The organism is Shewanella marinintestina (assembly GCF_023283845.1).
Taxonomy (GTDB): Bacteria; Pseudomonadota; Gammaproteobacteria; order Enterobacterales; family Shewanellaceae; genus Shewanella; species Shewanella marinintestina.
Window position 1 is genome coordinate 326,016 of sequence record NZ_JAKILC010000003.1, and the last position, 10,763, is coordinate 336,778.

Annotated in this window: 7 protein-coding genes and 10 tRNA genes; all 17 read right to left on the reverse strand. The window is 41.7% G+C overall.

From position 1 onward, the window contains the following. Positions 1–75: 75 nt before the first annotated feature. Positions 76–1,542 carry a hypothetical protein gene (locus L2747_RS05360; protein WP_248998056.1) on the reverse strand — a complete coding sequence of 489 codons (1,467 nt, stop codon included), beginning with the start codon at positions 1,540–1,542 and terminating at the stop codon, positions 76–78. Beyond that, positions 1,535–3,106 (reverse strand): hypothetical protein, encoded by a 1,572-nt coding sequence (locus L2747_RS05365; RefSeq protein ID WP_248998057.1) that lies wholly within the window; start codon positions 3,104–3,106, stop codon positions 1,535–1,537. The genes L2747_RS05360 and L2747_RS05365 overlap by 8 nt, the downstream gene beginning before the upstream one ends. After that, entirely contained in the window at positions 3,096–4,133 is a 1,038-nt protein-coding gene (locus L2747_RS05370; RefSeq protein ID WP_248998075.1) for a VWA domain-containing protein, read from the reverse strand. The genes L2747_RS05365 and L2747_RS05370 overlap by 11 nt, the downstream gene beginning before the upstream one ends. After that, on the reverse strand, positions 4,123–4,638 hold the full coding sequence (locus L2747_RS05375) for a DUF4381 domain-containing protein (RefSeq protein WP_248998058.1): 516 nt from the start codon (positions 4,636–4,638) through the stop codon (positions 4,123–4,125). Before L2747_RS05375 ends, L2747_RS05370 begins: the two co-directional genes overlap by 11 nt. Beyond that, positions 4,635–5,561 carry a DUF58 domain-containing protein gene (locus L2747_RS05380; protein WP_248998059.1) on the reverse strand — a complete coding sequence of 309 codons (927 nt, stop codon included), beginning with the start codon at positions 5,559–5,561 and terminating at the stop codon, positions 4,635–4,637. Before L2747_RS05380 ends, L2747_RS05375 begins: the two co-directional genes overlap by 4 nt. Positions 5,562–5,585: 24 nt before the next feature. Continuing rightward, positions 5,586–6,563 (reverse strand): AAA family ATPase, encoded by a 978-nt coding sequence (locus L2747_RS05385; protein WP_248998076.1) that lies wholly within the window; start codon positions 6,561–6,563, stop codon positions 5,586–5,588. 114 nt (positions 6,564–6,677) lie between these two features. Beyond that, entirely contained in the window at positions 6,678–8,228 is a 1,551-nt protein-coding gene (locus L2747_RS05390; RefSeq protein ID WP_248998060.1) for an arylsulfatase, read from the reverse strand. Between the two features lie 349 nt (positions 8,229–8,577). Next, positions 8,578–8,669, reverse strand: a tRNA-Ser gene (locus tag L2747_RS05395). Between the two features lie 9 nt (positions 8,670–8,678). Beyond that, positions 8,679–8,755: transfer RNA gene (locus tag L2747_RS05400), tRNA-Arg, on the reverse strand. A gap of 33 nt (positions 8,756–8,788) precedes the next feature. Next, positions 8,789–8,865, reverse strand: a tRNA-Arg gene (locus L2747_RS05405). Positions 8,866–8,943: 78 nt separating this feature from the next. Further along, positions 8,944–9,035, reverse strand: a tRNA-Ser gene (locus L2747_RS05410). A 9-nt stretch (positions 9,036–9,044) separates the two neighbouring features. After that, positions 9,045–9,121 (reverse strand) — tRNA-Arg (locus L2747_RS05415). A 17-nt stretch (positions 9,122–9,138) separates the two neighbouring features. Further along, a tRNA-Arg gene (locus L2747_RS05420) sits at positions 9,139–9,215 on the reverse strand. Between the two features lie 31 nt (positions 9,216–9,246). Beyond that, positions 9,247–9,323, reverse strand: a tRNA-Arg gene (locus tag L2747_RS05425). A gap of 32 nt (positions 9,324–9,355) precedes the next feature. Then, positions 9,356–9,432, reverse strand: a tRNA-Arg gene (locus L2747_RS05430). A 30-nt stretch (positions 9,433–9,462) separates the two neighbouring features. Beyond that, positions 9,463–9,539, reverse strand: a tRNA-Arg gene (locus L2747_RS05435). Between the two features lie 21 nt (positions 9,540–9,560). Then, a tRNA-Ser gene (locus L2747_RS05440) sits at positions 9,561–9,652 on the reverse strand. Between the last annotated feature and the right edge of the window lie 1,111 nt (positions 9,653–10,763).

The window sequence follows — 10,763 nt, forward strand, 5'->3', positions numbered from 1 at the left end:
TTTTAGAAGGGGAGTGAATAAAGAAATTTTAGAATTGAATAATCTTGGAATGGCTCTTCACACTAGAGAAATTGATCAAAAGAACTTATTAAAGCATTGCTTTAATAAATGCTTCATATCTAACACACTAAGGTATTGCGAACGCGCTTTTAGTGCATCTTCTGCTACTTGTCTGTGATCAGTTGACTCTGATGAACTATCTTCAATACGCTTGCTGTACAAGTATGCAAACAGCCGAGTCGTAATTCCATTTGTCTTCTCAGCTTCTACCATAGTTGAAGCAAGCTCAGCGTTTAACCACAACCCTTTGGCATTTTTTATAGATGTTTGAGCTTGATTGCGCATCAATTGCTTAGAAGAGGTGTCTAATTGGGTTTCCTGTTTTAGCCTTGAAATAGCCTTTACTGAGTCCCTTTGTTGATAGAGGTAACCAACAAACAAAGGCCAATCTTTAGTAACTAACGCGTGTCGTGCTTTCCAATACAAGGTATTTTTTTGATAACGAAAAACAATCCTACCCAACAAAATGATAGCAGCACAGCTAAGTATAAACACTAGCTGATACCAATTGCCCTGACTCCAGCCCACAACATCTATTTTAAATGTGGTAAAAAAATGCTGTTCAACGCCACTTCCTAACTTCCACCAGCTTATAGTTTCTCCCCCCAAACTATAGTCACCACTTGTTTCAATAAGATAACTAAACTCTTGAGTAAGACGACCAAGACTTTCGCCGCGTCGACTAATATCTTCAAGTTGCGGCTCTCTAGCTATAATGCTGCCACCATCGAATTGCTTCGCCTTAAAAGGGGGTATATGGCTCGCAGGAAGGTTAGTGGCTACAATAACGACACTTCGTGTAATCACATCTCCCTGCTGATACGAGTCCTTCAATGTCGACCAATTATCTTCAATTGTAACAGCCTCTGCGACTAAGTAAGGGGCTATGATATCGAGTTCTGGCGGAACATATGCATAAAGTAAGGCGGGCTTAGCGAGCAAGATAGTCGATTTTGACGAGTTAGAGCTGGCATCTTGGTAACTAATAGCAAAACTAATACTTGGCACTTGGATTAGTCCTTGCTGTTCTGGGTAGAGATACACTTCCCAGATCTGCGATGTCAAATTACGCCCCTCAAGTCGCTTGCTACCATTAATCGCAAAGGAGGAAGCTTTAGCTAGACTGGCGCTAGAGATTGATGGCAACTCAAATTGAGTACCACCATTAAAGAAACCGTCGACCAAAAGTTCATATCGTAATACAACTTTTTGGCCAACTACAGGGTGAGATTCAGAGCGGCTAACACTAACTCGGGGAGTAAAATTTACATCTAAATTATCCCCCTGTATCGTACTATTTAGGCTCATTACAGCATCGTTTAGGTTTGCTGCGTTAACACCTAAAGGCAATGTACTTAATATCAAAATAGCTATCGTTCGGCTCGCTCGACTAACTCCAATCAACAATAAGCCCGCTATGGCCTTTCTAAGCAAGGACCGCAGTAAAACGTTATTAATACTCAAACGTAAGCCATTAATCATCAACACCTTCCTTTGACGATGACGGCTGCTTACCCATATCAGTATTAGTGCTATCAAAGGATTTATTAAATTCAGCTTGGAATTTCGACGCCAAAAACTGTTGGGGATCTTTACTAATATCTCGCAGCCATTGCTGCTTTTTACTATCACTTTTTAGTAGTTCACTAACTGATAGACGTTGCAGTTTAACTTCAACCTTACCGACGGTTTGTTTATCGGCACCTAAGTTACTGTCAATCATCTCATCAGCGTCAATTGATTCTGGTGGGCTTTCCTCTTGCTGACTTTCACCTAATTGTTTTATGTCTCGAATGAGCTGTTTAACAATACGTAGGTTATTTTGTGCAGCTTGATTATCTGGCTCAATTTCCAATAGCAGTTCATACAACTGCTGCGCCTTGGTGTAATTACGCCCCCGAGTGTAAGTCATTGCTAGATTGAACAAACTTTGAAGTGTGGCTTGACTGCGGTATATTTTCGCAGCTTTACGGTACTCTTTCGCCTTATAGTAAGATAAAGCTTTCCAGTCTAGATCATTAAATCTAATTGCTGCTTCTTGATAATCTCCACGATCAAAATAATATTGCCCTTGTTGATCAGCACTGACAAACCAATCAAGCCAATTAGCTTGTGCAGGAACAGGCACTAAACTAACACTTAGCAATACAGCAGGCGTCCAATAAAGATTAAAACCACGACGAAAAAACAATAACAATAGCAAAGCTGCCGGATAAAGTAGCCAATAACCTTGGTTAACTAAGATACTAGACTTAGCAATCGCATCAGCTGCCAATTTAGCGACTAGCTCAGCCACCTGCTGCGTGCTTTTATCTATTTCACTGCTTGTAATCAACTCCAAATTAAGTTGATTTGCGAGCTCTTCAGCATTAGAGCTTAACGCTGCCACAATTCCATGTGCTTTGTGGCTAGCTAAATAACCTGCAAGCTCGCGGGATGGTCCATCAACGCCATCAGTGACGATTAAAATATCAAAGCCAAACTCCTGTGCTGCTGGCGTTGCATTCAGTACACTTATAATAGAGTCGAGATTATTGCCTTCTAACGGCATAACCTCCGGTGCCATATAGCCTAAGTACAAAGTTAATAGTTCAAATTGCTCTGAAGGTGGCAGAACTTGATGACTACTGCCAGCAAAAGCAACCAAAGATATAGGTCTGTTTGCAGCCTGTTTTAGCACAGCCGTGACCAGTAACTTTGCGTATTCAAGCCGAGTAATTTCACCACGCCTACCTATCATCGACGGAGATAAATCCAGCGCAATAATTAACGGGCTTTTTATTTTATCATCCCCAGCTCTCAGCCAGCTTGGCCCGGCCAACGCCACTATAATGATGCTAGCAATAACTAATGTCATAAGTATCGGCAGCTTACTTGCACGCTGACTATTTTGTACCGAAAACACATTTGCTAAATGCTCTGCAATAATGCCCTGTCCAGCTTGTTGGTCGCTAACTCGTTGTCGCCATATCGTATACATAAGCCCAATGATAGGAATAAATAACCAAAGCCAATGTGCTGAGGCAAATTGAAAGTCAGTTAACATTATTGCGCTCCTTGGCTTCTTGCTTATAGCGATTAAACCATGGCGTTGCTGCACTGTTGTGCCACCTGGACATTAACCAAAGTATGAGCCAAATAACAATATAGAAAATCATCATCGGCCCTATCAAATATGGAAATAGATCGGTTTTTCTTTGAAAGATCTGCTGTTCAAATGTTGCAGGTGCAATGCTATTCACTTGCTTTAAAACTTGCGAAATTGCATCACTATTATTGCCCTCAAATGCTTGTCCTTTACTGATGAGCGCTATTTTATTTAACGTATTAAAGTCGACCTTATCTTCACCAACCGTAGTAATAGAGCCCATTCCCAGAGTATAAATCTGTATACCATCAGCAGCAGCGATACGAGCAGCATCAACAGGATCTAACCGTGAACTTGTATCACTACCATCCGTAACAAGTAACAATACACGTTGCTCTGTTGTTGAGCTGTCAAATGCGCGAATACTCAAACCTATTGCATCACCTATCGCAGTTGCAGGACCAGCCATCTGTGTATCCATTTGCTGTAAAAGCGTTTGCCAAAGCCCTATATCTTGAGTAAACGGAACCTGTAGATAGGCTCCAGAACCAAACACTATCAGGCCTAAGCGATCACCAGTACGTTGAGCGGCAAACTCAGTGAGTAGGGCTTTTAACGCTACAACCCTAGAGACATTGGTATCATTACCTAACTGATAGTCTTGTTGCTCCATTGATTGCGAAAGATCGATTGCAACCATTAAGTCACGACCCGCTTTTTCAACGACTACTGGCTCACCAATTAATACAGGTCGAGCTAGGCTGACAACAATCGCAATCCAGCTTAAACATAAAGCCAGCATTTGAATGAACCTACGTTGCTTGATATGACTTCCAGAAGTAGGCTTTTGCCCTGTAGCGCGAATTAAACGAGCAAAGAAAGGTAAATAAATAGAAGCTGCAGGTTGCAAATACGCAGGCGAAAATCTAAAAATAAAAAGTGGTAAAATAACTAATAATAATAACCATGGGTATTCAAGAGACATGTTCAAACTGATGCTCCCTCACCCACCTTTCGCATAGGTTCTTTAACCGCTCAAACTCTGCCTGAGTCATCTCATCCTGTTTACTCATGTTCCTATTCTGGTAATTCAGCTTTTCTAGCAAATAAACTTGTTCGGCCGTAAACAACTCTCTAGGGCTTGTCTTATTTACCAGCGCAAACCATTCTTTTCCAGTTTGACTTAATAATGCTGATTGTGATGTCTTAGGATTGCACTCCTGTGCTGTAGAAGTTTGCGATAACCCATTCAATGCTGCTTGGCGTAACACTTGATTTAATCTACCAGCATCTACCACGCTTATTCTACTAAGCTCATTAAGGGCTTCACGCCGATATCGATTAGCTAACCATTGCCTGCGTTTAAGAGCGCCACCATAAAGCCCACATAAGCCCAAAATAGCGAAAATAGCGTACCATGCAGGAGCTAGCGGCCACCAAGGAATGGCATTGGGAGCTGTAATATCAACTAGCTGTGCTATTGAGTTCATTGCCACTCTCCCGTGAGTAAGTGCCGCAGTTGTAATGACACAGAGTCTTCAGTATTAATAACACCAACAGGCATGGCGCTGACTAACAAGCTGCGCTCAAGCGTGGTTAAACGTTGTTGATAAAGTTGGTCATATTTAAATTGGCTGTCGGTATCTGATTGAATATTTACTTGCTGCTTACCATGAGAGACACTTAAACCATGAGCGCGAGAGAGATCATCTTCTAGTGGGTCTTGGACTATAAAAAGTAACACATTAGATTTTTGTGAGATCACCTCTAATTCAGCTATCTCAGATGTCTCTATACCCTCAATATCGGTAATAAAAATAATCACACTTTGGCTAGTTAATGTGGAAATAAGCGGCCTTGCCTGAGATAGTAAAGACAAAGAAGATTTGTCCTTTACCTTAGCCAAACTTAACTGATTATTAGCACTAACAATCGCCTCTAACAGCCGAATAACATTTTCTTGCGAACGCTTTACTGGTATTTGAATATTTTGCTGACAGCCTAAAACCAAGCCACCAACTCGATCACCACTGTCAAAAGCTTGCCAAGCCAGCATCGAAGCAAGCTGAGCTGCAGAAACTGATTTAGTATAATTTTGGCTGCCAAAAAACATAGGTAAGCGCTGATCAATAATCAAATGCACCGGGCGATCTGTTTCTTCTGAATAAACTCTTACATAAGGCTTACCCAACCTTGCCGAAACTCGAGAATCGATTTGACGAATATTATCGCCAGCTTGATATTGTCTTAATTCTTCAAAATTAAGACCACGCCCCTTTACTGTCGAAGCGTGACGGCCCGATAACATACCTGCTGGGCGATATTTTGGTGACAATGAAAACTGTCGACTATCTTGCCTAAACGCCAATAAAGCATCTAAATTGGTGTAAATACGAGGATCTTTTTTGCTCATACGAACCTATTCATGCGTTTTCTTTCAAAGAACTGGCGTCACCCTAACTATCTCGTCAACAATATCTTGAGCACTTTTTCCATCGGCAACAGCAGAATAAGACAATGCAATTCGATGACTCAAAACTTGCGACACAACGGCACGCACATCGTCAGGATCAACGTAATCCCTCCCCTCTAAAACTGCATGAGCTCTAGAGGCTTTATCGAGTGCGATAGATGCTCTTGGGCTTGCACCAATCTTGATATATTTTTGAAGGTTGCTATCGGGATAACGCTGCGGTTTTCTTGTTGTCATTACTAGGGAAACAATATATTTTTCAATGCTCTCAGACGTAAAAACATCATGTACTTTTTCTCTAGCTGCTTTAATTAAAGCTTCCGCATCATCAATAGCAATATTATCTTGTGCGTTAGTCGCTTCTTGACCTCTCGTTAAACGAATAATCTCAAGTTCAATATCATCATCAGGATAATCAATCACTATCTTAAATAGAAATCTATCCATTTGCGCTTCAGGCAACGGATAGGTCCCCTCTTGCTCAACAGGGTTTTGGGTTGCTAAAACGAGAAACACTTCTTCCATCGTGTGGGTAGTATTGCCAACCGTTACCTGCCGTTCCTCCATCGACTCTAAAAGTGCAGACTGTACTTTAGGAGGAGCACGATTTATCTCGTCAGCCAATAAGATATGGTTAAATACAGGACCAGGATTAAAGTCAATTTGCTTGTCATTAGTAGTTGAAAGTGCTTCATAACCAATCACATCAGAGGGAAGCAGGTCTGGGGTAAACTGCACCCGACCTTGGGATAAATGTAATAAATCAGCTAATGTTTTTACCGAGCGTGTCTTCGCTGTTCCAGGCAAGCCCTCTAACAAAACATGGCCGTTGGCAAGTAAAGCTAAAATGAGGCCTTTCACCACGTGCTGTTGCCCCAATACTTGTTGTGCTAATGCCGATTGTAAGTCTGTCAGTTGCCCATGAATTATTTGGTTATCCACACCATCCCCTTCCGTAGAAATACATTCCTTGATTAACTTTCTATTTTTAAAGCAAACGTATACATTTGCTTTAAAAATAGAAAAAGGGCGCAAGCGCCCTCTTAACTAATATCATTACTTGCTTGGTGGAGTCTGTAACTTCTCCATCACCTGATCTAAGCTAAAACTCGCTGCTTTTTGACTAGGCGGATACTCTTTAAAGGTTTCTAAGAACTTACCTACATAAGCTTGAGCTGGAACTAACATAAAGGCGCGATCTAACATCCAATCCCAATAGGTATTAGAAGTAATGTCCGCATTTTCATAAGGGTCCATACGCAAATTATAAATTTTAGGTAAACGCAGTACGGTAAATGGATTAGCCCATAGCAACAGGGTTCCCTCAACACGCTGCTCCATAAACACTAACTTCCAATCTTTAAAGCGTAGTGCCGCAAGATCACCATCATCAGTAAAGTAAAAGATCTCTTCCCTTGGAGGAGTCATATCTTTACCTGTTAAATAAGGCAGGAAGTTATAACCATCTAAGTGATTCTTAAATGTTTTCCCATCTGCTTTATGGCCTTTAAGTAGCTTATCTTTAACCTTGCTATCACCGGCTGCGGCCGCAAATGTTGGCAACCAGTCCATATGATGCATGATGTCATTAGAGACACTACCTTCTGCGATCTTTCCTGGCCAGCGAACCATTGCAGGGACACGGTACGCACCTTCCCAGTTAGTATTTTTCTCACCTCTAAATGGCGTTGTACCCGCATCAGGCCATGTGTTCATATGCGGACCATTATCAGTTGAGTAAAATACAATCGTGTTATCTTTAATGCCCATTTTATCTACTGCAGCTAATAACTGACCAACATGATTATCATGCTCAATCATACCGTCTGCATAGTTGCTTAACCCACTTGAACCTTGTAATTCTGGTTTAACGTGCGTTCTAAAGTGCATACGAGTACCACTCCACCACACAAAGAAAGGCTTTTCAGCTTTGACTTTGCGCTCCATAAAGTCGATGGCAGCGGCGACAGTCTCATCATCAACGGTTTCCATACGCTTTTTGGTCAATGGTCCCGTATCTTCAATTTTGCCGTCAGCAGATGACTTAATCACTCCACGGGGGCCAAATTTTTTACGAAACTCAGGATCTTTCGGGTAGTCGATATTTTCCGGCTCTTCTTCCGCATTTAAGTGGTACAAATTACCAAAAAACTCATCAAACCCGTGATTTGTTGGTAAGAATTTATCCTGATCGCCAAGATGGTTTTTACCAAATTGGCCTGTGGCATAACCCATTGGCTTTAAAATTTCGGCAATTGTGGCATCAGTAGCTTGTAAACCAATATCAGCACCGGGCATACCCACTTTAGATAGACCGGTTCTAAATACACTTTGACCGGTAATAAAGGTCGAACGACCTGCGGTACAAGATTGCTCACCATAGTAATCGGTAAACATCATGCCTTCATTGGCAATACTGTCAATATTTGGGGTTTTATAACCCATCATGCCAAAGGTATAAGCACTGATATTTGATTGACCGATGTCATCACCCCAGATCACCAAAATATTAGGCTTATCTGCGGCAATAGCGGAACAAGAAAGAAAACTAGCAGCAAGGGATATTGCTGTTAACTTCTTTTTAAGATGGTTTTGAAAAAACGCCATATAAGATCTCCATTCTTTAAAACAAATTTGTTGAAAACAAACCTGTGTTCACCCTGCGCAAAAGCGACTTCCAGAGTAATTACGACACAACATAAAAAATATTGGTTACACCAACCTACACGAGTACAAATAGTAATCAACCTAAATTACAATTGAATTAAGTGATTGAAAAATAGTCTTAACTAGAACCAGTATAGAAAAAAATTTTAAAATAGGAGAAATTTACGAGGTTATTAAATTGAATTTTTATATAAAGTGCATAAACAAAAGCAGGAACTATTGAATTCGATACGCTAAACAACAGATACAAAAAAACCGCAACTAAGTGCGGTTTTTTTGTATGTAATGATGGCGGAGAAGGAGGGATTCGAACCCTCGATGGGAGTTAAAGCCCATACTCCCTTAGCAGGGGAGCGCCTTCGGCCACTCGGCCACCTCTCCGTCAATTCATGGTGCGCGTGGGAGGATTCGAACCTCCGACCGCCTGGTTCGTAGCCAGGTACTCTATCCAGCTGAGCTACACGCGCAAAATCGGTACTACTTAAATCAATTGTTTTATATGGTGCGGATGGGAGGATTCGAACCTCCGACCGCCTGGTTCGTAGCCAGGTACTCTATCCAGCTGAGCTACATCCGCTCATATAAAACTTAAAACATCACAATCATTCTGAGGACAAAAAACCGCAACCAAGTTGCGGTTTTTTGCTTCAAATGATGGCGGAGAAGGAGGGATTCGAACCCTCGATGGGAGTTAAAGCCCATACTCCCTTAGCAGGGGAGCGCCTTCGGCCACTCGGCCACCTCTCCGTCAATTCATGGTGCGCGTGGGAGGATTCGAACCTCCGACCGCCTGGTTCGTAGCCAGGTACTCTATCCAGCTGAGCTACACGCGCAAAATCGTTATTTCATATGGTGCGGATGGGAGGATTCGAACCTCCGACCGCCTGGTTCGTAGCCAGGTACTCTATCCAGCTGAGCTACATCCGCTCATATAAAATTTTAAATTCTTTTCATTCTATGGTGCGGATGGGAGGATTCGAACCTCCGACCGCCTGGTTCGTAGCCAGGTACTCTATCCAGCTGAGCTACATCCGCATATAGAACGTTTACTGCTATAAATGATTTAATGGTGCGGATGGGAGGATTCGAACCTCCGACCGCCTGGTTCGTAGCCAGGTACTCTATCCAGCTGAGCTACATCCGCTCACTAAAACATTTATCACGACAATAGAAATGGTGCGGATGGGAGGATTCGAACCTCCGACCGCCTGGTTCGTAGCCAGGTACTCTATCCAGCTGAGCTACATCCGCATCGTTGTCTATTGTAAGAAATGGCGGAGAAGGAGGGATTCGAACCCTCGATGGGAGTTAAAGCCCATACTCCCTTAGCAGGGGAGCGCCTTCGGCCACTCGGCCACCTCTCCGTTTCTTGGCGCACATATTACTGTCTGCCGAAAATAAGTCAAACCCTTTTTAAGAAACCATTTCCGTTTGAGGTGTTTTTAAGCATCTTGATGCTATAACAATCTAACTCCCCTTAAAAGTTGGCTTTTATAGGTGATTAAACTCAATTTCAATTATCTAAACTGAATAAAACTCGTTACGGAGCCGCTTTTATAAATCTAAAATTTTTACTAAAAAGCGTGTGGTAAACAAATTTGTCTCCATTAAAGCTCTTCTTAACGCTACAGCCTCAACTGAAACTATCAATTATTAGCTCTAGTAAAGCAGAAACATTTTTATAAAAAGCCAAACACTCCCCTAACTAAAGGAGTTAGCTTGCCAAATAAAGACCTTTACCACTCAAGCAAAAAAGCCCTTCCTAATTTATGAGTACAAAGATTTAAAATCGCGACAAAATAGACGATATAAAAACTCGTCGGTCTATAATAAGTACTCATGTGCGATAAACGCTGCCGTCGTCGATTGACGTGGCTGACTTTTCAGACTGAATGCGCTGGTAAATATCTTCACGTTAGGTTCATTACGTAGAAGAGACTTCTGCTATTCGTTTATCCAATCAACTAAAGCAGAGTTAAGCTAATAAAAAAGCCAGTTGCTTAACAACTGGCTTCTAAAATTCTTAAATCATTCTAATACAGATCAGAATTTGCCGTCGTCGATTGGCGTGCCTGACTTTTCAGACTGAATGCACTGGTAAATCTCTTCACGTTAGGTTCATTACGTAGAAGAGACTTCTGCTATTCGTTTATCCAATCAACTAAAACAGAGTTAAGCTAATAAAAAAGCCAGTTGCTTAACAACTGGCTTCTAGAATTCTTAAATCATTCTGATACAGATCAGAAGTTGCCGTCGTCGATTGGCGTGCCTGACTTTTCAGACTGAATGCGCTGGTAAATCTCTTCACGTTAGGTTCATTACGTAGAAGAGACTTCTGCTATTCGTTTATCCAATCAACTAAAGCAGAGTTAAGCTAATAAAAAAGCCAGTTGCTTAACAACTGGCTTCTAGAATTCTTAAATCATTCTGATACAGATCAGAAGTTGCCGTCGTCGATTGGCGTGCCTGACTTTT